Origin of the sequence: Vibrio brasiliensis LMG 20546, assembly GCF_000189255.1 — a bacterium.
Lineage (GTDB): Bacteria > Pseudomonadota > Gammaproteobacteria > Enterobacterales > Vibrionaceae > Vibrio > Vibrio brasiliensis.
This window is the reverse complement of sequence record NZ_AEVS01000077.1, coordinates 199,337-220,030: the sequence shown is the minus strand read 5'-3', so window position 1 is coordinate 220,030 and position 20,694 is coordinate 199,337. Positions and strand designations below refer to the sequence as shown.

Below are 20,694 nucleotides of genomic sequence, written 5' to 3'. Positions count from 1 at the left end.
CTGACATAGCAGACAAAAAAATAGCCAACCGCAATGGTGCGATTGGCTTATATATAGTGTGAACAAAATTCATTCACTAACAACGTCAGTTGGCTAGGTGACCCTCGGCTTAAGAAGGGTCAATCTCATTAATGCATGTAGCGTGCCTAACTTTAAAAGTTAGGGTTTTTTTTGTTGTTCAGCACATTTTTTGCACTATTAGCCATCTCAAAATGCAAAATGAAAATTGCATTTTGCAACGATTCGCAAATGCATATTAAACTACACTCCTATCAACATGTTGCTCATCTATCATTTTTCATACTTTTTTCACCTCAGAGCCGATATAATCCCCGCATCCTATTTTAGTTAACCTTCAATAATGAATTACCTAACGACTTTTCTTAAAGGCATGGCGATGGGCGCTGCCGATGTCGTACCCGGCGTCTCTGGCGGTACGATCGCATTTATCACTGGTATCTACGATACCTTGCTTGAAAGTATTCGACGTATTAACCCTTCAGTCATCGGCATTTGGAAAAAAGACGGCTTTAAGGCCGCTTTTCAACATATTAACGGTCTGTTCCTTATTGCTCTTTTCGGCGGGGTACTAACCAGTATCGCGACCTTAGCCAAATTAATTTCCTGGCTATTAGTGACTCATCCAATTCCATTGTGGTCTTTTTTCTTTGGCCTGATTCTGGTTTCTGTGTTCCACATGCTAAAACAGATCGAGCAACGTAGTTTGAGTCGGCTGATCTTCCTCCTGCTTGGAGTCGCGTTCGCCTATAGCATTACTGTGTTGAACCCACTTCAGTTAGAGCCAACGAGCATTAACGTATTATTAGCTGGCGGTATTGCTATTTGTGCCATGATTCTGCCGGGAATTTCTGGAAGCTTTATCCTGCTTCTGATTGGTATGTACACCCCGGTTCTTGGCGCAGTGAAGTCATTTGATTTCTCGATTTTGTTGCTGTTCTTAGCTGGCTGCGTGATTGGCCTACTGAGCTTTTCTCACGTTCTTTCTTGGTTATTGAAACGCTTCCGAGATCTCACATTGGTTTTCTTGACTGGTCTGATGCTTGGAACGCTACCAAAAATCTGGCCATGGAAAGAGACCATCAGTTGGCGCACTAACTCGAAGGGTGAGCAGGTACCTCTGATCCAACACAACCTGTCTCCATCTGACTTTGAAGCACTCACCTCGCAACCGGCTCAGCTTGGTATTGCGATTGTTCTGATGCTGTGCGCTATCGGTCTGGTACTAGGCCTGGAGAAATTCGCTCAAAATCGCGATCTTTAATCAAACCAATCTTAAGCGGCTTGTCATCGAGCCGCTTTTTTATTGCCTTCAACACAAATCGTAATGAGAATCGATTGCAGTAAATGGCACAATTACTTATCCTGTGCGCTCCCTAGTTAGCACAGATAAGCACTATCCAATGAGTGATCATTCGTTCTTTGAACATCTGTTTGAACATTCCAAACAGGTCACCCCATATCTAGATGGACAGTTAGCCCCTTTGGCAACTAGTGATCCGTCGTTAATTCATCTTGGCCATCCTAGCTCGCAATCTATTCGCGAGCTCTATTTAAGCCTCGAGAAAGAACACCCAGAAGCTGGCGCCCCTTACTGGTTAACCCGCACCTGGACTCTACTATGCTGGCAACCGATTTATGTCGCATTTATCTCCATTTACGCCTGTCGCGGTTTACCTGACCTGACCACAATGGCGCAAAAGGTTCAGCCAAGATTTATTAGCGGTTTTCAATTTGAATCCTCAGACTTTTCTCAAGGCACAGAATCAGAACTGATTGAGCTGGCAGGTAAGCAACTCATCGAACTATTTGAGTACTTCCGAAACGAGATGAGCCAGTGGACGCGCATCCGGCCCGGATTTACGCGTCATCTGTTCGCCGATGGTGTGCTAGGCTGCATGGTCAAACTTCATCAGTTCGCTCCTGATTTGGGTGAAGAGTACCTGATGGAGCAGGCTCGACTGTGGTTACAGGCGTGCCAGTTACCAGAGAAACTGCTTAATACTCTTAGCTATAGCCCTCATTCAAACAGCCTGAAACTGGTTCGAACCAGTTGCTGCCTAGTTTATAAATGCCATGGGCGTGAGTTATGCAGTGACTGCCCAAGGCATCCGGATAATAAACGCTAAACGGCCTTGATCTCCTTCTCCTGTTGTCGGTTGACCGCGAGATAAGCAATCAACACGATTAGCACGGAAAAGGTAATACACAGATATATTGGATAGTTGGCGGAAATGGTGGCAGTCACCGCCATTAATGACGCCACACCGTAACCTATGGTTTGGAACATCGAGATGTAACCCGCCACTGCGCCCGGATAGTCGCGCTGCTGTTCGGTCGCCGAGCTGGTATAGGCTGGTACAAGTAACGCTGCGCCACTGGCAGCCAGCGTCATCGCTACGCCAAACACCCAGATGTTAGCGGTAAGAAACAGGGCGAATCCGGCCAATAACAACACAGAACCAATTCGATACATAGATAGTGGCGTGAGCTTTTTCTTTTTGATCACCAGAACTTGCGTAACAAACGTGCAGGCAGCACTGATAGTCAAAAGCACTCCAATCGCATCACTAATTTGCCCGGTACTCCATTGTGTCACGCTGCCAATCAATGGAGAAAAGCTGTATTGCAGCAACGCAATCGCTGCGCACAATAGCAGTCCACTGAACAGATATGGCAGTAGTTTTCTTTGCGGTAACCAAGGCAAGGGCTCTTTCTTAGCTTGAGTTTTCTCTTCTACCGATGGCGAAGGAAGCATCATTGCAGCGACCAGCGCCACGCAGGGCAACGCCACCATCACCATTAACGGCGCATAGGGAGACAGCTTTAACACCAGAATTGAGATCAGTGGACCAATCAACCGACCCGCACTCAAACCAATGCTGACAGAAGTGATGGCTTGTAGCCGGTTCTCTTCACCACACAGCAGAATGGCCCAGTGCTGACTGGCTGGAACCATACCTGAAACCGTACATCCATAAATCACTCGCGCCAGCAGTAGCCCCACCAAACAGAGACTGACCAGTGCTTCATTAATGTGGCTGACAAAAGCAAACACGCTGAGTAACGAAAAGCTAAGCGCCATACCTGCCAGAGCTCTCACCACGACGATCTTTGGTCCATGGCGGTCGCTGTAACGGCCCCAATAAGGAGCCGAAGGAAGAAACAGTAAACTCCCGACTGCGATAAGAATTGACCAGGTCGACAAACTGAATGCGGACTGCTCGACCAGAAAAGGCAAAGAGACCAGCAGGCCATTTTGCCCAATCCCCATTAAGGCGGCCGCAAGGCCAACAACACCCAATTGGGCGGTTTTATTTTGTGTAACTGACATCATATTGAAAACACTATAAGCGCAAGAGAAAGTGCAGTGTGGCTAGAGAAACTCACACCACAAAGTGATTATGAAAGTAATTATCATTTCTATTTCGATATGTTAACATTACCGACTCGTAATCAATAACACAACTTGATATTTCGCCATGTACCAACTTGTCGACGCGTCGTTTGAAATCGACGACAAGACCATACTTTCCCCTACTAACCTGACTTTCGCCCAAGGAGAGATCACCACTCTGCTAGGTCATAACGGTTGTGGTAAGTCGACCCTGATAAAACTCTTAAGCAGGCAAAACGCGCCAAGTCATGGCAAGGTATTGTTCCAAAATGAGCAAGTCTCTTCCTACAGTCATCTGGAATTTGCCCATCAAGTTGCTTACCTGCCACAGCATCCACCAGTCACAGATGGCGTAACAGTGCGCGAACTTGTCTGTTTCGGTCGTTATCCATGGAAAGGGGCTTTTGGACGCTATAGTCAACAAGATTACGCCATCGTCGAGTCAGCAATTGAAAAAGTAGGTCTGAGTAATCTGGCCGAACGATATGTGGCGACCTTATCCGGTGGTGAAAGACAGCGCGCATGGGTAGCAATGCTGCTTGCCCAGCAAAGCCAGTGCATCTTACTCGATGAGCCTACTTCAGCGCTCGATGTCGCCCACCAGCATGAATTACTCGCGTTAATCCGTGAACTTAATCAGTCATTGGGTCTGACCGTGATTATGGTATTGCATGACGTCAATATGGCCGCCAAATTCAGTGACCGCTTAATCGCCCTTCACTCAGGCAAAGTGATTGCTTCGGGCACTCCAGAAGAGCTGATGACACCAGATACGCTGAGAAAGATTTACGGTATGGAACTGGCACTGTTCCCTCACCCGACGACTGGTCAGCCAATAAGTTATATCCCTTAACCCAAAAAAGGAATTCATTGTGAAAAAGTTATTCGTGATGTTGTGTGCAGCTTTAGTCTCTGCTCAAAGTTACGCAATAGAGATTACCCATGAAATGGGGGTGAGCACTTTTGAACAGTCACCAAAAAAGGTGGTTGCGTTAGACTGGGCACTTACTGAAACCGTACTTAGCTTAGGTATTGAACTGGAAGGTGTCGCCAACCCTCAAGGCTACCAGCAGTGGGTAGCAGAACCAGAGCTAAGCCCAGAGGTCACTGATGTAGGCTCGCGCAGAGAACCCAACCTTGAACTGCTGAGTGAACTTAAGCCTGACGTAATACTGATCAGTAACCATATGGCCGCAGCTTACCAGCCGCTTAGCCAGATCGCTCCTGTCCTTGTCTTCACTATCTACAGTGAAGAGAAACAACCGCTAAAATCAGCAGAGTCCATTACTCGCTCTTTAGGTCAGCTATTCGACAAGCAACAGCAAGCAGAATTGGTGATCAGTCAGACACACCAGCGTCTGGCTGAAAACGGTCGTAAAATCCAAGCCGCTGGTTCTGCACAAAAACCGGTTATTTTTGCTCGTTTCATCAACGACAAGACACTCCGTGTCCATAGCAAAGGCTCTTTAGCTCAAGACACGATTGACGCAATGGGCATGCGCAATGACTGGAACGAAACCACAAACATGTGGGGATTCACCACGACCGGAACTGAAAAACTTGCCGAACACCAAGGTGCCAGCGTGATACTTTTTGGCCCTCTTAAGGAGAAAGAGCGTAAACAGCTTAACCAGTCGCCACTTTGGCAGGCAATGGAATTTACCCGCACTGATTCAGTCTATGAACTTCCTGCAATCTGGACGTTCGGCGGCCTTATTGCTGCACAGCGTTTCAGTGACCATATCACTCAACAGTTAGTTAAACCTTAATGGACGCAGGCAATATCGCGCAGCGCAGTAGCCAAAACTTCAATATCAAACCTATTCTACTAACCATCGCTGTCATGGCGCTGGTTAGTGGGTTACTGCAAGTGACCGCTCCCTATTCACAGGGAATCGGTTTAATTTGGCAGTCGCTGTTTCACTTCGATTCGGCCAACTACCAACATATCATTACCCATTACACTTACCTGCCAAGGCTAGCTGTGGCGCTGATTTGCGGCTTCGCGCTCGCAGTTGCTGGCTGCGTGATGCAGTTTGTATTGCGCAACCCAATCGCCTCTCCGACGACGCTTGGAGTCGCAGCAGGAGCCGAGTTCGGCATGGTGCTCGGTCTGTTACTGCTCCCTGCCACCAGTTTAATTCCTAATTTTGTTCCGGCCTTTATTGGTGGCTGCCTCGCTACAGGACTGGTTTTTCTCCTTAGTTCCAGCAGAGGGTTTTCACCATTACATATGGTTTTGGCCGGTCTGGTGGTCAGCCTTTTCCTTGGTTCGGTTAACACCATGCTGTTGCTATTGCATGAGCAACGTTTAACGACTGTTTTTGTCTGGGGTGCCGGAGTACTCAACCAGAATGATTGGTCGAGCACTCAGGTACTTTTACCGCTTGTTACCCTACCCACTATCCTACTGTTGATACTGCAGAGACCTCTGTCTGTACTTCAGTTCGGTGACAATGTTGCCACTTCCTTAGGGGTCAACATCAAGCAGATTAAATTGCTTTGCCTGTCGCTGGCTATTTTTATTACCGCAGCCGTGGTCAGTGAAGTTGGTCTGATCGGCTTTGTCGGTATTGTTGCACCGGCAATAGCGAGAATGTTGGGCGCGCGAACACTTGCAAAACAGATTGTTGTTAGTGGCTTAGTAGGCGGTCTACTGCTATTGATTGTCGATCTTGTGATTCAGCCTTTTTCAGGTGTCGGAGGAGAGTTGCTACCCACAGGAGCAATGACCGCCCTGATTGGCGCACCATTTTTACTCTGGTTATTGCAACGAACCAAACTACAATCCGACCTCAAAGCCCGCACCGATTCGGTTGGCCAGTATAGAACCATTGGCGCGACCAGAATTACCATCATGCTTATTTGTGTTCTGTTAGCTGCTGTCATCATCGCTTTAATGGTAGGCAAAACCCCGTCAGGCTGGAGCACAACACTCACTCAGTCTCTGTTTGATCTGAGAGCACCTCGAATCATGGTCGCGCTATTGGCAGGGATTGGGCTGGCCTTTGCTGGCACAGTGATTCAGCGTATTTCCAATAACCCAATGGCTAGCCCTGAAGTACTGGGGATCAGCTCTGGCGCAGCATTGGCTCTGGTTCTTGGTACTCTGACTGGCGTAGCGATTGAGCGGGAGCAGCAAATGCTACTCGGTACCCTCGGGGCAGCTTCAGTAACAGGCTTAGTCTGGTTAATGGGCAGACGACACAATTTCGCCCCAACGCAAACTTTATTGACGGGTATCGCCCTTAGCGCAGGACTGGACGCCCTGCTAAGAATTGCCATGAGCTCAGGCCACGACAACGCCGCCGCCCTGCTTACCTGGCTGTCAGGCTCAACCTATTTAGTCAGCCTTGGTGACATGTGGCTATTAGCTGGCGGTGTCTGCCTTGTTGGAATTCTGGCTCTCTCGCTTCATCGCTGGGTTACTCTGGTCAATCTCGGTGAAGTGACTGCCACTAGCCTCGGCCTCAACGCGACCATGGTCAGATTAGTGCTGCTGCTTATCGTTGCTGCGTTAACAACCCTCTGCACCATAGTCATTGGTCCATTAAGCTTTATTGGCTTGCTAGCGCCACATATGGCGCGTTCACTCCATCAATATCGCGCGATACCGCAAATGATCACTGCTGCACTTCTAGGTGCAATTATTATGGTCACGGCGGACTGGATAGGCAGAACTCTATGGTTCCCTTGGCAATTCCCTGCTGGACTATTAGCCTCGCTGATCGGTGGGGGTTACTTCCTCTATTTAATGAGGAAATAGCAGCGAATGGTCGCGAAACAGCGAGTAAGTTGCGCATATGCGGAGGTCTCGATATGGTCCTCCGCTGTGCAACCATACTATAAAGCTTATTGATAAATTAAACACTTAGAGCCCTTGTTACCATTTTCGACAAATTATTAAAAAATAGTTGATCATACGAATGATAATAATTAGCATTCGTGCTGTCAGTTTAATTAATAATAATTTGAGAAAGAAAAATGAATCGTAAAAACGATCGGCTCAACCCAGAGAACTCAAACCAGCAGATCAGCAATAATGACCCCGCCTTAGCTTGTTTTCTCAACTCTCTTGCCCGAGAAAGTCATACCGTACAAATCGAATCACATCCGCAAGGTTACACTTATCAATTGCCACTATCAGGTGGACGAACCATTCACATACCACTTAGCTACTTTTCGCAATTGGGTAGTCACGAGTACCAACTGCCTGCCCTGTTACTTAGTGGTGATTCGGTAACGACATTATCCGACAATCAGCTTATCGAATTGATGGTGTCCGAACCTGCAATTGTCGGATTCATCAGTGAAGAACAGAAACAGATCTTCGTGACTCGCGTGCTGGAAAGTCAGCGCAACACCAGTCAAGGCATCCAACATTCTCCTTATCAAACCCGACTCTTTACCGACAAACTGGACTTCAAAACCGCAGAACAAGGTTTATTAATAGGTCATTCATTCCACCCAGCACCGAAAAGTCGTGAACAGTTTAGTCTTGAGGATGCCAAAGTTTACTCACCAGAACTTGGCGGTCAGTTCCAGCTCTACTGGCTAAGCGTTGATAACCAGCTTATTGCCCAGGGAAGTTCTGCAGGTATCCCATGCCAACAACGTATGTCAGAGCTGGTCACTCATGAACCAAAACTACAACAAGCGTTAACCGAAGCTATCGCACAAGACAAGAGCCTGCTGCCTGTCCATCCTTGGCAATGGAGCGTAATGGCAAGTAACCCATCGATAGAGGAATACCTTAAGAACGGTCAACTGAACAACCTTGGCCAAATTGGTGTCAACTGGTATCCAACCTCTTCAACCCGTTCGCTCTACGCGCCTTCACTGCCTTATATGCTTAAGTTCTCTCTAAGCGTGAAGCTGACCAACTCAATTCGTAACCTGTCGCTTAAAGAAGTGATTCGCGGCACACGTCTCAATGACTTGTTCCAGCAAGAAATTCTTGATCAGCAGCTTGGTAAAGGCTTTGGTTTCCAGCTGATGCAAGAGCCAGCTTATATCGGTCTTAAAGATAGTCAGGGAAATATCATTGACGAGAGTCTTGTGGCATTCAGAGACAACCCTCTCGAAGATAAACCCGAGCAGGAAGCGGTAGTTCTCGCGACATTAACCCAGCAAAACCCTTATGGTGGTTCCAGCTTGGTAGCCGAGCGAATTCGCCATTACGCGCAACAGGACAATCTGTCACATCAGCAAGCAGCGAAGCAGTGGTTTGATGCTTACTGTACCCACAGTGTCGTTTCGCTTTTCCACTTACAGGCTAACTTCGGCATTGTTTTCCTCGCCCACCAGCAAAACATTGTGATGCAACTTGAGCAAGGTTTCCCTGTCGGTATGTACTACCGAGATTGTCAGGGAACGGGATATACAGACCTTGCACTGCAGCGCTTCGGCAGCCTGCTCGGCGATGAGAAAGAGACGCTAGAAAACTACTGGAACCAAGAGAAGGTCGAGCGCTACTTCGCTTACTACCTAATCATCAACTCTACCTTTAACGTTATCTCAGCAATCTGTGCCAACCTCGATGTGCAAGAGTCACAGCTGATCGAAATTCTTCACGACAAGCTCGCTGCTCTGCTGCAAAGCGGTGTTAATGATGATCGCTGTCTGAACTATGTACTGAACAGTGAGTCGTTGTGTTGCAAGGGCAACTTCTTCTGCTACCTGCAGAACTTTAACGAGAACTCTATTCCCGATCCGGCAGTCATTTACTTTGATCTGCCTAACCCTCTCGCTCGCGTCAAGGAAGCCGCAGATGTCTGATTTCACCACTTTTATCTATCAGGATAACCCCACTCCCAATGTACGCGTTACCGTTCAGGCCAGTGACCTTGATCACTCGGCCTTATTCGAGACATTGGTTAACGAACTTGACCAACTGTTTAGCCTGCACAAGCAGTTAGAGTCCATCGCCCTCGCCAGCGACGATCAACAGGTAGAGCAGCGACTCACTCAAGAGTTTCCTGTCATCAACGGTGAGCTTCATCGCAGCGGTTTTTATCAATTACCGCTGTTTTGGCATCGCCACAAAACTTCAACCCATTTCCCAAAGCGTTTAGTTCAGTCGAACGACCAATACCGACATCACCCTTTAAGGCCGTCAAAGCCCGAAGGTTGCGTTTATCAGAGATATGACGTTGATGCTGAGTTGGAAGTAAGCTTCCGTACCGTTGATATCGACAAGGATCTGGCTCAGTTTACTCGCTGGATGAACGACCCGCGCGTGGCCCATTTTTGGGAGCAGGCATGGAGTGAGGAAAAGCTGGCAGAGTTCCTTCAGCAACGCATGGCAGACCCTCACATTATTCCACTGATTGGTGAGTTTAACGGTCAACCTTTTGGCTATGTGGAAGCTTACTGGGTAGCAGAAGACAGACTCAGCCCTTACTTCGACGTACAGGACTTTGATCGAGGTATTCACCTGCTTGTCGGTGAACAACAGTTCCGTGGTCCTAAGTTCTTTAACGCCTGGATGAAAGGGATCAGCCATTACCTGTTCATTGATGACGCGCGGACTCAGCGTATCGTTCTCGAACCGAGATCGGACAATCAACGTCTGTTTAATCGCATCCTGCCTTTCGGTTACGAAAAGTGTTTTGAGTTTAACTTCCCGCACAAACGTTCAGCTTTGCTGATGATGACACGTGACCGTTTCTTCTCGGAGCAGTGGTAATGGAACAGATAGCGCTACATAAATACTGGCCGCTGGCTAACCAGAGAATGGTCGCTAAGATCATCAGCGAATTTGCCTATGAACAGGCGTTTCGTTTCGAGCAGGACGCTCAGGGTTATACGCTAAAGCTCGCCAATCAAGTCAGCTACCAATTCCAAGGTAGTGAAAACATTTGGGGTCAGGTTTTGATTGAACCTGGCTCAATTGTCCGCCAGCCACAACAGAGCATTTCCGCAGCCCTGTTAATGCGTGACTTGCAGTCTCTGCTCAACATGACTGATGACGCATTCGCCGAACACTTAGAGGATCTTAATGCGACTCTGCTCAGCGACTGTAAGTTGATGCAGCGAAAAGAGGCGCTGACCGCTCGAGATTTAGCCCTGCTCCCTTGCGAGCAGCAGCAGACCTACTTCGACGGTCACCCTAAATTTGCCTTTAACAAAGGTCGACGCGGCTGGGGCAGTGATGATTTAAAGCTCTACGCACCAGAATCAGAACGCGCTTTCCAGCTTGGTTGGGTGGCAGTGGAACACTCCATTCTGCAACTCGCGACTAACGATAGCGTCAGCTGGCAAGAGCTACTTAACGCGTCAATGAATGAATCAGAGCGTAAAACCTTGGATAGCATTGTCGCTTCCTACGGGGTTGATATTGCAGACTACAGCTATGTTCCTGTTCATCCGTGGCAATGGAGCAACAAGCTATCGCTACTGTTTATCCGTGAAATGGCTGAGAAGAAACTGATCTACCTCGGCGAGTTTGGTGATCAGTTCCTGCCACAACTCTCACTACGAACGTTAAGTAACATCACTCGACCAGACAGCTACGACATTAAGCTGCCACTAACGATAATGAATACCTCATGCTACCGAGGCATTCCCGGCCGCTATATTCTTGCAGGTCCTACTGCATCTGACTGGATAGAATCTGTATTTAGTTCAGATCCACTGCTGGTTGAAAAGCAAGCTGAAGTTCTTCAGGAGCCCGCCGCTGCCTTTGCAGCTCAGGCCGATTACCAGTTACTAGAACAGGCACCTTATCGCTACCACGAACTGCTTGGCGTTATCTGGCGTGAATCTGCAGCTTCAAAGCTCAAGCAAGGTGAGCAGGCAATTCTGATGGCGGCATTAATGGAAAGCGACAATCAGGGCAATCCGCTTATCGCAGAATACATTGAACGTTCAGGCGTCTCTGTTGAGACGTGGCTGAGTAAGATGTTCGATGCGGTCGTTATTCCTTACTACCACCTGTTGTGTAAATACGGTGTCTCTCTGATTGCTCACGGACAGAACGTCACTCTGGTATTAGAAAACGACCTTCCAAAGCGCATTCTACTTAAAGATTTTCAGGGCGACATGCGTCTGGTTGATAGCGATTACCCAGAGCAGGCTACGCTTGAGTCGAGCGTAAAAGAGGTAACAGTGCGTCTCGAAGAAGAGTTGATCATCCACGATCTACAAACTGGACACTTCGTTACCACGCTGCGTTTTATTTCACCTTTGGTCGCTAAGCTCGGCTTCTCAGAGTCGCAGTTTTACGCCCTGTTGGGTCAGCGAATCAAAGCCTACATGGCGCAGCAGCCTGACTATCAACACCGATTTAGTAAATTCGATCTATTCAAACCGCGCATTTTGCGCATAGGCCTTAACTTAGCCAAATTCCGCCACAGTACCGATGCCAGCGCATCGAGAATGTTACCCGATATGGATGACATGCTCGACAACCCGCTAGTGACCGCACTGCAAGCGGAACAACAAGCTTAAAGCAACAAAACAATAATAACGGCAAGTTAAGCCGCATAAATAACCCAAGAAAAGGATTGTGCTCATGGAACACACTCACAACGTCAAACTCGATCTAGCTGGTATTGGTGCTGGCCCATTTAACCTTAGCGTCGCTGCGCTGTTAAATGAAAAGCCACAAATTAAGTCACGCTTTTTTGAGGGCAGAGAACACTTTGCATGGCATCCAGGCTTACTGTTGGATAACACCAACATGCAGACCATGTTCCTCAAAGACTTGGTCACGGCGATCAGCCCGGAGAATCGTTATTCGTTCCTCTCGTATCTGGTCAAAACTAAGAAGTTTTATCGCTTCCTGTCGGCAGAACTGCAGTGTATCAGTCGTCATGAATTCTCTGACTATCTAGCGTGGGCTGCGCATCAGATGGACAATGTTCAGTTCTCTACTCGCGTAGAACAGGTCGAATACACAGGTAAAACCTTCAACCTGCATACAAACCAAGGGGTTTATCAGGCTGACAACTTGTGTATCGGTACCGGTAAAGTGCCGTTCATCCCTGAATGTGCTCAATCTCATATTGGTGAACGCGTTTTCCACGCCGCTGAAATCGGTCTGCGTGACAGAGATTTCACGAACAAACGTGTGATGATCATCGGTGGCGGTCAGAGTGGCGCGGATATCTTTATCAATGCACTGCAAAGTAAATGGGGTAAACCGAAATCGCTCGATTGGTTGTCACGTCGTTCTAATTATCAGCCGCTTGATGAAGCTTCATTTACTAACGAGTTCTTCACACCTGATTACGTTGATGCGTTTATTAACCTGTCTCCAACGGTAAAGAACACCGAAATCACCAACCAGAAGCTCACCTCTGACGGTATTACCCAAAAAGCCCTTCTGACGATTTATCAGGAGCTCTACCACCGCTTTGATGTTCTTAAAGAGGATAAGTGGGTCAAATTGTTACCTCACCGCACCCTGACTCACATGAGCCAGAACTCTGAGGGCTTCAAGCTTACCGCCAGCAATGCTCTGGGGCAAAACCTCGAAACTCATCAGGCTGACATCGTTATTCTGGCAACCGGTTTTGAAGCACCTTACCCAGCGTGTCTGCGCGATCTGCTGCCGCTGTTAGATATGGATGAGCACAACCGTTATCAGATGAATGCCGACTTCGAACTGAAGTGGGAAGGTCAGCAAACTAACAAGATCTTTGCGGTCAATGCGGGTATGCACAGTCATGGAATCGCGGAGCCGCAGTTAAGCCTGATGGCGTGGCGCAGTGCCAAGATCATTAACCGTCTTGCCGGTGAAACCTTATTTGATACCGATGCAGGCCGCGGAATGATCGACTGGCTGAGCCCTACGCCAAGCAGCGAAAAAACCACTATTTAAGCCAATTTTTTCATTACCAGTTTGAGCACTTTGTCTCGGAGAACATCCGGGGCAAAGGCTTAATTACCAAAGCAATAACCAAGGTCATCACACAAGGGAGCAACTCTTGTGGAGCCTATAAACAATAAACATAGAGAAGAAAATGAACGTTAAAAAAGGAAGTTTTCCACTATCCGCCATCGCATTAGCAGTCGCTGCTACCACTGTATTCCCCGCGCACGCAGAAGAATACAGCAATGAAGAGAAGATGGTGGTTGTTTCAAGCCACATGCCAAAAGCGATCAGCGATATTCCAGGCACCGTTTGGTACATTGACTCAGAGACTATCGAGCAAGAATACCGTGGTGGTAAAAGCCTTGATGAGATTCTGGCAGCGACTATCCCTTCACTGGATGTAAGCAGTGGTGGCCGTACCCACTCAGGCCAAAACCTACGTGGTCGTAGCCTGATGGTAATGATTGATGGTGTTTCGCTACAATCAGTTCGCTCACTAAGCCGTCAGTTAGACTCAATTGACCCATTCAACATCGATCGCATCGAAGTACTGTCTGGTGCAACATCGATTTATGGTGCTGGTTCTGCGGGTGGTGTTATCAACATCATCACTAAAAAAGCGTCCGGTGAAGAAGTCGAATTTGAATCATTTGTTGGTGGGACATCAGGCTTCTCATCAAGTGAAGATTTTGACTACAAACTGGCTCAGTCAATCGCTGGTGGTAACGAGAAAGTTCAGGGACGCGCATCAATCGCTTACACCAAAACACAAGGCTCTTTCGATTCCGATGGTGAGATGGTAACTCCGGATATTACTCAGGGTTCGACTCAGTTTAACGAAACCATTGACCTGCTAGGTAACCTACAAATTAATATTGCTGAAGGCCAGCAGCTAAACTTGTTAGCGCAATACTACGATAGCCAACAAGACACCCCTTACGGCCTGTACTTTGAAAAAGATGGCAGCGGTAACTTCCAGTTTGTCGATGTCAGAGAAGGCTACTCAGCGGATCGCGAACAAGGCACCGAGCGTGTCATGTTAAGTGCGGCATACAGCAACAACAACTTCTTAAGCCACCAGCTCATCGCCGAACTCTCTTACCGTACCGAAGATCACACCTTCATGCCTTACACAGTTGATGGCAAGGCAACTCTGTCGACTAACTCCTCTCGCCAATCTACTGATATTTTGGCAATGAAAGTGGCACTGAATAAATCATTGGGTTCTTGGAACCTGACCTACGGTATCGACGGTTACATCGATAAGTTTGATAGCGACAAAGCGATCTACGATCAAGCTACGACCGAGGCTACGGGCGGTTTAGTACACGTCATCAGCGAAATGCAAGGTCGTTACCCAGGGATCGACACTCAATCCATCGCCAGCTTCATTCAAGCGGAATACCGCATCATGGAAGATTGGTCACTTCAGGCGGGTTATCGCTACCAGAAAATGGACATAGACGTGTCTGACTTCCAAGCGACGTCTAGTTCGGACTTCATTCCTGGTGGCTCGACAGATTACGCTGAAGGCTTGTTTAACATTGGTACTATCTATCACATAAACCCTACTTCTCAGGTTTGGGCTAACTTCTCACAAGGTTTCGATATCCCTCAGCTATATCGCTACTACGGTAAGAGCGCTACTCAAGATGTCGCAGCCTCTAAGCTAGATGGAATCACAACCGACAGCTACGAGATCGGTTACCGTAACGATTTAGATAATCTCTCACTGCAATCTGCAATCTACTACTCGCACTCAAGCGCAACCGTTCAGTACGCAGATGACCTGTCTATCTCAGGACTTGCAGATCCAAAACGTGTCTACGGCGCGGAAGCTCAAATCAGCTACTGGGCAACAGACATGCTACAGCTTGGTCTATTAGGTCACTATGTTGTGACAGAAACTGAAACAGACGCTGGCTGGGAAGATCACAAAGCGATGGAAGCGAGCACTTCTAAAGCAGGTGCGTGGGTTGGCTGGTACGACAATGACTACAGCCTGAAGCTACAAAGCCTGACTATGTTTGACTACGAAGATGCTGATCAACGTGAGCTAGATGGCTTCACAGTCGTTGATTTCACAGGTAACTACCAGCTTCCGGTTGGTAATCTGGGCTTTGGTATTAAGAACCTGCTAAACGAAGATTACTACACAACCTGGAGTCAGCGTGCTCAACACTGGTACTCAGGTAGCGATGCGCTATACCAATACAAAGGTCGCGGCCGTACTTTCACTCTGAACTACCAAGTGAAGTTCTAATCGCTTTAAAACCAAAAACCGCCCAACTTGTGGGCGGTTTTTTTATATCTGCAATCAGTCTGACAACAGATTAGATGTACTGCATCAGCTTCTGTTTCACTTCGTCGCTGGCAAAACACTGCTCTACACTTGCACGGTAGATTTGCGCGTAATCTTCAGCCGTCAGATCAAACAGTTCCATTACTTTCTCAACTTCTTGAGTCATTGTGGTATTAGACACAGTACGGTTGTCAGTGTTGATCGTCACTGGCAGACCATCTTTATGGAACTCTTTTAGTGGGTGCAGTTTAAGCTCTGGAATCGCTTTAGTCTGCACATTGCTGCTTGGGCAAGCTTCAAGACCAACAACGTCTTGCTTAACACGCTGGTAAGCTTGTTCATGATCTTTGATAGCTACACCGTGACCGATACGCTCTGCACCAAGCAGTTCAATAGCATCATAAACGTTCTGCCCACAACCCTGTTCACCTGCGTGAATCGTGATGCGGTAGCCCTTATCGCGTGCGTACTGAGTGTAAGTCACGTAATCATGGGCGAAGTTGTCTAGTTCACTACCAGCCAAATCAAACGCCACCACGCCGTTACCAAGGAACTTCTCACCCGCGTCCAGCACTGGCGGAATGGTATCTGAAGGCAGGAACTTAACCGCAGACAGAATGTAGTTACCCTTGATGTCGTATAGAGCTTCTGCGCGTTTCATGCCTTTTACAGCACTTTCAATGATCTGCTCGTGGCTAAGACCTTGTTGAATGTGCAGGTGTGGCGCAAAACGGACTTCTAAATATTTAACGTTCTCTTTTGCAGCATCTTCAAATAGCTCAAATGAGATACGCTCGATACCTTCTGCGGTTTGCATCACTTTGATTGGTAGTGCAAAGCGGTCAAGGTACTCTTGCAGGTTTGGACAAGTTTCTGGTGCAACCATCATCTCTTTGATGACTTCCGCATCTGTGCTTGGTAGCTCGATGTTCTGCTCAGCAGCTAAATCAATTACTGTTTGTGGGCGAAGGCTACCATCTAGGTGGCAATGGAGATCAATTTTCGGGAGATCAAAATAGTTCATCTGGTTCAGTCCTAACTTTCACTGCTTATACGATAAAGTGGGGATAACAATACGCTACTGCAACTATAGCAATAATAGCGACTCACACACTTTATCCTTTGTTTTTGATTACAATAAAAATCATGTTATATGATTATCTTAGATAAGTAACACGACAATTGTCCGGTCAGAGGCGAAATCATTCAACACTTTGTTGAATAAACAAAATTCACTATGGATAAGAACAAAATTTTAAGTGACGGATTGAACAAAATTCGTCAGTTAGTGAAAAGCGAACAATACCGAACCATTCAAGTTCAGAAAGGCGACTGCATCATCCGTCAGCACAGTGAAGTGAACGAGATTTACTGGTCACAAGCGGCGCGCTTTTCTGTCCTGCACACCGCAGAGAATGGCAAGACCCTCAGCTTAGGTGACTACTACATTGAAGATAACTTTTTTGGTGAGATGGAATTCTTCTCCGAAGCGCCAAGCCCTTTTAGTGTAGTAGCAACCGCTGATGCTCAACTGATCGTCATCCCCAAAGATAAGTTCGCCGAACTGCTGATATCTGATGCATGCGTGACCTTCTGGATGACACATAGAATGTCCAACATCTATCTCAATACCATGCATATCGCGATGGAGCGTTCGCTCTACCCGCTTAAGTTCAACATCATCAAGGATATGATCAGTCGCCATAGCAGTGATGCACGCTCATCAAGCCATACTTATATGTATCAGGAAGCGCAACGCTTCGGTTGTACTGAGCGAGCCTATACGCGCATCATTCACGAGCTGATTAAAGAAGGGCTCGTAAAAAAAGGACCCGACAAAACCGGGATCGTGCCAGTTGATATTGATGCGCTGCGCGACTATCTGGAAAAGTACTACCAGTAAAGACTATCGCAGCGATCAGATACATTCGCCCCAACAAAAAATCGACACCAATTTGGTGTCGATTCAGTTTGTTCGGAGTTATTCAGTTGCTGGTTGTAACTGGTTGGTGCGGCTCGGCAGGAAGACTTCACCAAGCATACAACGCACACTTCCACCGCCAATGTTTTCGATCGTCTTAACATTGAATGGTAGCAGCTTACCGTGGCTCGATAGCTGAGCTCGTTGCGCCGGAGAGAAAGCATCAAACGCCGACTGAGACATAGCAATCACTTTCTCGCCATTCACTGTTTCTAGCTGAAGGATGTTGCCACAGAACTGATTCATCTGCTCTAGCGAGATTGAAATCACCTGCTTATCTTTCGCCAGTGACTTTATCACAAAGCGACGCTCAAACTCAGGGATTACTTCGTCACAGATAACACAGAAGCTCTCACCGACCGCCATCATCACATTGGTGTGATAAATCGGCTTACCTGATGGTAGTGCTGTCTGGAATGATACAACACGGTCATAACCGATACGCTCTGCGTAATCTTCAAGGACTTCGCGATCACAGCGCTGAGACAACGCAGCATAAACGGTCTTGTTAACATGGTCTTTAACCATCACACCCGTACTTTCCAGGTGAGCATCATCGTCTAAGTAAGAGGTCAGACTGTCTTGGCCCAGAACAGGACGACCGGCAAGCTCTAACGCTTCAACCAAAGCATCTGCCTTCACTTCTTGCTGACGGTTTTTACACGCCATAGGGAAAGTGTATAGCTGACCGTCAGCCGTAGTGCTAAACCAGTTGTTAGGGAAAACCGCGTCTGGGGTTTCGACACTACCCTGCGGATAATCAAATACCACAACCTGAACACCAGCCTGACGCAAAGTATCAACCATAGTGTTGAACTCTTGCATCGCTTTTTCGCGTACCTGACTAGTAGATTCGGTTACTTGATGTTGGAATTCATTGTCTTGAGCCGTTTCAGCATTAAACGCAAATTCTTTTGGTGGCACCATTACCACACAGTTAGCGTTCTGTACTGAAGATTGTTTATTTTTTAGTAGGGTTTGCTGTTTCAACATTGTGACTAACTCAATTAATCTCACTCACTTACGCCAATTGTAGACATATTGTTAAATGAAAGATTACTGAATTGACCTGCAATTTAGCCCGCTCAACAGTAATATTAACTGCCATACATTAAAATCACAGTAAGACTTATGGCTTGAGTAGATTTTATCCATAGCGCAATGGATATTATGCAAGAGAAAGAATAATAAACTGGTTACATTTAATAGACCAAGGGTATACCATAACCGCGCCCTTCCTATTTATGGACGAACGCTTGTGCCTTACGGCATCTCTTCTGTTTTATTTGCGTGTTTAGGAAATATATATGTTTAAGAAATTCGAAGGCTTTACCCAGCCTTTTCCCGAACAGGAGCCTGATCAGCCGCCAACGGGCATTTTTGCCTTTTGTCGCCACTACACCCGAGGATTCGAAGTTCCACTGATCATTATGTCGATCATGGCGACCATCGTTGCGATTGTCGAAGTATCCCTGTTCGGCGCTATGGGTAATCTGGTTGATTGGCTATCGAACAGTAATCCTGAAACCTTTTGGCAAGACAACCAGAGTGACCTCATTTTCTACGGAACTCTTCTGCTGGTTGTCATGCCGATTCTGGTTATCGGTTATTCATTGCTTGTCCACCAGACCCTATTGGGGAACTACCCAATGTCGATTCGTTGGCTGGCGCACCGTTACCTGCTAAAGCAAAGTCTCAACTTCTATCAGGACGACTTTGCAGGCCGTGTAGCGACCAAGGTTATGCAAACATCGCTAGCAGTACGTGAAACAGTAATGAAAACCATGGACGTATTTGTCTATGTCTCGGTCTACTTCACTTCAATCGTTGTTCTGCTGGCTCAGGCAGATTGGCGCCTGATGATCCCTATGGTTGTCTGGCTGTTCTGTTATGTCGGTATTCAGCTCTATTTCGTACCTAAGCTAAAGAAGGTTGCGACAGAACAAGCGGATGCCCGTTCAACGATGACCGGACGTATTGTTGATAGCTATACCAATATTGCAACGGTAAAACTGTTCTCGCACAGCAAACGCGAAACTGAGTACGCAGAGAAAGGCATGAACGGTTTCCTTGATACCGTTTATCGCCAGATGCGCTTGGTAACAGGTTTTGATGTCGCGGTAGAAGTGACCAACTACATCTTAGTTTTCGCCATCAGTGCTCTCTCTATCTACCTATGGATGGACAACTCAATCAGCATTGGCGCGATTGCGATTGCCATTGCTCTGGCACTACGTATTAACGGCATGTCGATGTGGATCATGTGGGAAGTCGGCGCTCTGTTTGAAAACATGGGTACCGTTGTTGATGGCATGAAAACCATGGCAAAACCTATCGATATTGAGGATAAGCCTGACGCTAAGCCTCTGACTGTAAGCCAGGGTGGTATCGAGTTCGACGACGTTAGCTTCCATTATGGTGATAAAGAGAAAGGGGTGATCAGCAACCTCAACCTCAATATCAAACCGGGTGAAAAAGTAGGTCTGGTTGGCCGCTCCGGTGCAGGTAAATCGACACTGGTTAACCTGTTGCTACGCTTCCATGATGTTGAGAGCGGTAAGATCAAGATTGATGGTCAGGTGATCTCAGACGTTACTCAGGATTCACTGCGCAGCAAAATCGGTATGGTGACGCAAGACACTTCACTGCTGCACCGCTCGATTCGCGATAACATCTTATATGGTAACCCTGATGCGACTGAAGAGGACCTGTTAAAAGCCACCAAACAGGCACACGCTCATGAGTTTATTGAAACCCTAAGCGACCCGTTTGGAAACACTGGCTACGATGCTCAGGTCGGTGAGCGCGGCGTTAAGCTATCTGGTGGTCAGCGTCAACGTATCGCTATCTCACGCGTGCTACTTAAAGATGCGCCACTGCTGATCCTTGATGAAGCTACTTCAGCACTCGACTCTGAGGTAGAAGCTGCGATTCAGGAAAGCTTAAACGAGTTGATGCAAGGCAAAACCGTTATCGCGATTGCCCACCGTTTATCAACCATCGCGGCAATGGACCGCTTAATCGTTCTGGATAAAGGGGAAGTTGTCGAGCAAGGCACCCACCAGGAACTGGTCGAAAGCGGCGGTATCTACGCTCAACTGTGGGCTCACCAGACCGGTGGATTTATCGCAGAAGAGACCGAAGTAGCGTAACTGGTTGATTTTATTACAACCCAG

14 protein-coding genes and 1 pseudogene are annotated in these 20,694 nt (G+C 47.3%); 12 read left to right on the top strand and 3 right to left on the bottom strand.

Annotated features, from left to right (window positions below):
• The first annotated feature begins 361 nt into the window (after window positions 1-361).
• Together RH46_RS15315 and RH46_RS15310 are read left to right on the top strand one after the other, a co-directional pair.
• A complete protein-coding gene (locus RH46_RS15315; RefSeq protein ID WP_006880417.1) occupies window positions 362-1,282 on the top strand; it encodes a polyprenyl-phosphate transporter in 921 nt (306 codons plus the stop codon).
• 139 nt (window positions 1,283-1,421) lie between these two features.
• Complete coding sequence (locus RH46_RS15310) at window positions 1,422-2,147, top strand: siderophore ferric iron reductase (RefSeq protein WP_006880416.1); 726 nt, start codon at window positions 1,422-1,424, stop codon at window positions 2,145-2,147.
• On the opposite strand, the gene RH46_RS15305 is transcribed toward RH46_RS15310, so the two are convergent.
• Window positions 2,144-3,352 carry an MFS transporter gene (locus tag RH46_RS15305; protein WP_040895988.1) on the bottom strand — a complete coding sequence of 403 codons (1,209 nt, stop codon included), beginning with the start codon at window positions 3,350-3,352 and terminating at the stop codon, window positions 2,144-2,146. The two genes, RH46_RS15310 and RH46_RS15305, sit on opposite strands and share 4 nt — an antisense overlap.
• Before the next feature lie 148 nt (window positions 3,353-3,500).
• On the opposite strand from RH46_RS15305, the gene RH46_RS15300 reads away from it, so the two are divergent.
• The 8 genes and pseudogenes from RH46_RS15300 to RH46_RS15265 all read left to right on the top strand — a co-directional run bounded on the left by RH46_RS15300 (window position 3,501) and on the right by RH46_RS15265 (window position 15,498).
• Entirely contained in the window at window positions 3,501-4,268 is a 768-nt protein-coding gene (locus RH46_RS15300) for an ABC transporter ATP-binding protein (RefSeq protein ID WP_006880414.1), read from the top strand.
• A gap of 19 nt (window positions 4,269-4,287) precedes the next feature.
• A complete protein-coding gene (locus RH46_RS15295; protein ID WP_006880413.1) occupies window positions 4,288-5,184 on the top strand; it encodes an iron-siderophore ABC transporter substrate-binding protein in 897 nt (298 codons plus the stop codon).
• Window positions 5,185-5,279: 95 nt separating this feature from the next.
• A pseudogene (gene fhuB / locus RH46_RS15290) lies at window positions 5,280-7,181 on the top strand (Fe(3+)-hydroxamate ABC transporter permease FhuB); the annotation flags it as partial.
• A gap of 218 nt (window positions 7,182-7,399) precedes the next feature.
• Window positions 7,400-9,193, top strand: a complete 1,794-nt coding sequence (locus tag RH46_RS15285) for an IucA/IucC family protein (protein WP_006880411.1) — start codon at window positions 7,400-7,402, stop codon at window positions 9,191-9,193.
• Window positions 9,186-10,103: a GNAT family N-acetyltransferase gene (locus tag RH46_RS15280; RefSeq protein ID WP_006880410.1), complete on the top strand. Its 918-nt coding sequence runs from the start codon at window positions 9,186-9,188 to the stop codon at window positions 10,101-10,103. The genes RH46_RS15285 and RH46_RS15280 overlap by 8 nt, the downstream gene beginning before the upstream one ends.
• A complete protein-coding gene (locus tag RH46_RS15275; RefSeq protein ID WP_006880409.1) occupies window positions 10,103-11,866 on the top strand; it encodes an IucA/IucC family protein in 1,764 nt (587 codons plus the stop codon). The genes RH46_RS15280 and RH46_RS15275 overlap by 1 nt, the downstream gene beginning before the upstream one ends.
• 64 nt (window positions 11,867-11,930) lie before the next feature.
• Window positions 11,931-13,241: a lysine N(6)-hydroxylase/L-ornithine N(5)-oxygenase family protein gene (locus tag RH46_RS15270; protein WP_006880408.1), complete on the top strand. Its 1,311-nt coding sequence runs from the start codon at window positions 11,931-11,933 to the stop codon at window positions 13,239-13,241.
• Between the two features lie 142 nt (window positions 13,242-13,383).
• Window positions 13,384-15,498: a TonB-dependent receptor gene (locus RH46_RS15265; RefSeq protein WP_006880407.1), complete on the top strand. Its 2,115-nt coding sequence runs from the start codon at window positions 13,384-13,386 to the stop codon at window positions 15,496-15,498.
• A gap of 70 nt (window positions 15,499-15,568) precedes the next feature.
• Here RH46_RS15265 and add read toward each other — a convergent pair whose 3' ends face one another.
• A complete protein-coding gene (gene add / locus RH46_RS15260; RefSeq protein WP_006880406.1) occupies window positions 15,569-16,561 on the bottom strand; it encodes an adenosine deaminase in 993 nt (330 codons plus the stop codon).
• 213 nt (window positions 16,562-16,774) lie between these two features.
• On the opposite strand from add, the gene RH46_RS15255 reads away from it, so the two are divergent.
• Window positions 16,775-17,440, top strand: a complete 666-nt coding sequence (locus tag RH46_RS15255; protein ID WP_006880405.1) for a Crp/Fnr family transcriptional regulator — start codon at window positions 16,775-16,777, stop codon at window positions 17,438-17,440.
• A gap of 78 nt (window positions 17,441-17,518) precedes the next feature.
• Here RH46_RS15255 and RH46_RS15250 read toward each other — a convergent pair whose 3' ends face one another.
• Window positions 17,519-18,511 carry an arginine deiminase-related protein gene (locus RH46_RS15250; protein WP_006880404.1) on the bottom strand — a complete coding sequence of 331 codons (993 nt, stop codon included), beginning with the start codon at window positions 18,509-18,511 and terminating at the stop codon, window positions 17,519-17,521.
• A 314-nt stretch (window positions 18,512-18,825) separates the two neighbouring features.
• On the opposite strand from RH46_RS15250, the gene RH46_RS15245 reads away from it, so the two are divergent.
• Window positions 18,826-20,670 carry an ABC transporter ATP-binding protein gene (locus RH46_RS15245; RefSeq protein WP_006880403.1) on the top strand — a complete coding sequence of 615 codons (1,845 nt, stop codon included), beginning with the start codon at window positions 18,826-18,828 and terminating at the stop codon, window positions 20,668-20,670.
• Window positions 20,671-20,694 lie beyond the last annotated feature (24 nt).

Coding starts and splice junctions, on each gene's coding strand:
- RH46_RS15315 (WP_006880417.1), top strand. CDS start 362: ATGAATTACCTAACGACTTTTCTTAAAGGCATGGCGATGGGCGCTGCC.
- RH46_RS15310 (WP_006880416.1), top strand. CDS start 1,422: ATGAGTGATCATTCGTTCTTTGAACATCTGTTTGAACATTCCAAACAG.
- RH46_RS15305 (WP_040895988.1), bottom strand. CDS start 3,352: ATGTCAGTTACACAAAATAAAACCGCCCAATTGGGTGTTGTTGGCCTT.
- RH46_RS15300 (WP_006880414.1), top strand. CDS start 3,501: ATGTACCAACTTGTCGACGCGTCGTTTGAAATCGACGACAAGACCATA.
- RH46_RS15285 (WP_006880411.1), top strand. CDS start 7,400: ATGAATCGTAAAAACGATCGGCTCAACCCAGAGAACTCAAACCAGCAG.
- RH46_RS15280 (WP_006880410.1), top strand. CDS start 9,186: ATGTCTGATTTCACCACTTTTATCTATCAGGATAACCCCACTCCCAAT.
- RH46_RS15275 (WP_006880409.1), top strand. CDS start 10,103: ATGGAACAGATAGCGCTACATAAATACTGGCCGCTGGCTAACCAGAGA.
- RH46_RS15270 (WP_006880408.1), top strand. CDS start 11,931: ATGGAACACACTCACAACGTCAAACTCGATCTAGCTGGTATTGGTGCT.
- RH46_RS15265 (WP_006880407.1), top strand. CDS start 13,384: ATGAACGTTAAAAAAGGAAGTTTTCCACTATCCGCCATCGCATTAGCA.
- add (WP_006880406.1), bottom strand. CDS start 16,561: ATGAACTATTTTGATCTCCCGAAAATTGATCTCCATTGCCACCTAGAT.
- RH46_RS15255 (WP_006880405.1), top strand. CDS start 16,775: ATGGATAAGAACAAAATTTTAAGTGACGGATTGAACAAAATTCGTCAG.
- RH46_RS15250 (WP_006880404.1), bottom strand. CDS start 18,511: ATGTTGAAACAGCAAACCCTACTAAAAAATAAACAATCTTCAGTACAG.
- RH46_RS15245 (WP_006880403.1), top strand. CDS start 18,826: ATGTTTAAGAAATTCGAAGGCTTTACCCAGCCTTTTCCCGAACAGGAG.